At 45.3% G+C, this 1,355-nt stretch carries 1 protein-coding gene; it reads right to left on the reverse strand.

Annotation, left to right across the window (positions count from 1 at the left end; translation table 11 throughout):
* Positions 1 to 1,144 (reverse strand): hypothetical protein (locus AC1MDJ_RS07870; RefSeq protein ID WP_479690370.1); only part of this gene is annotated, 1,144 nt, incomplete at its 3' end.
* Between the last annotated feature and the right edge of the window lie 211 nt (positions 1,145 to 1,355).

Genomic DNA, 1,355 nt, shown 5'->3' on the forward strand with positions numbered 1-1,355 from the left:
TGCTACCTATGGCATTAGCTAGTTTATCTATTAGGTCTTGAATGGTATCTTCCCCTTCAAGGGTAACCTCTGCCTGTTTGCCATTGCCATATATCGTTATAGTCTGCGTATTATCAAGCAGCATTCGTCCGTCCCCATTAGTGAACACTAGCCTGCCACCAGCAGTAGCATCTTTCAGCTTGACATCTGCTGGTGTTGGCACTGCCCAGCCCCATTCGCCACCGGTCACTTCATCATCGGACACGTTCCAGTCTCTATCCCAGCTAATCTTTATCTCCTTGAACTGCCCATTCTCTATAGTCATAGCTGTGAACTCAACGTGAGACTGATTAATATCCCAAAAAACCTTAGGAGATAAATTAGAACCCCCTCCTATATCAGTCCCATTAGGCACATCTATATTCAGCGTAACAGTCTTTATGCCATCCATATTCGCAGGATTGATATTCCAGTTGACGGCTGGACTAACCCAACCGTCGTGTTGTATAATCTCAACGTCAGGACTATTCGCTTGATAGTAAAATAGTGCCATGTCGCCCAATTGCATTGCAGCAGGAATACCCGCACCTAATGCTAGTTCAATCGCATTGACACGACCCGGCTCGTTTGGGTCATCACTGTAGATATATGCCAGAAGACCAGCTCCATTTACCCCAGTAGGGTAGTGTTTAACGCCGTCTGCTGGGTCCATATAGAACATCTTTATGTATTTGGTTCCAGACTGCTGGTATGCCCTAGTGCCATCAGATAGTATTATATAAGAACGATTGCCCGCACTAGGCGAATATATAACTCCATCCACGCTATCGGTAAGACCAACACATTGAAAACCTAAGTAGTAACCTGAAAAGTTTTCATATGGGTACTCAAAGTTAGATTGCGAAAAACCTCCCATGACAGCAGGCCTATAGCCACGGTGGTCTTCCTGAATATCTACTATTCCATAGTCAATAGCAGAACCATACTGTAAATTCCCAGGTGAAGGCAAGATTTTCCATGTGCCGGGTGTGCCATAGTCAACATCGTGGGCAACATGCACCACATCATCATTTACTGTGAAGTGCGCTTGTGTGACGTCGTCCAGCCCCTCTACCTGTATGTTAGTCAAACCTTTCGGATATACCAATGACTTCGTATAGTCCATGAGTTGTGCTGTCTGATAGACTGCATTTTCCCCTGCCTTAGTGCTAAATGTTAGCTTGTAATCTCCTGATACAGGGGTAGTAGCCCCCCCCCCCCCAGCTGACTATATGAAATAAGAGCAACATCTATCCCCGATGACGCAGATATAGATACACCATTGCTGCCATCCAATAACCTCTTCGTGTTAAACTCTGTCGTCAAACTAACCCTGT

Source organism: Candidatus Termitispirillum reticulitermitis, from assembly GCF_054655775.1.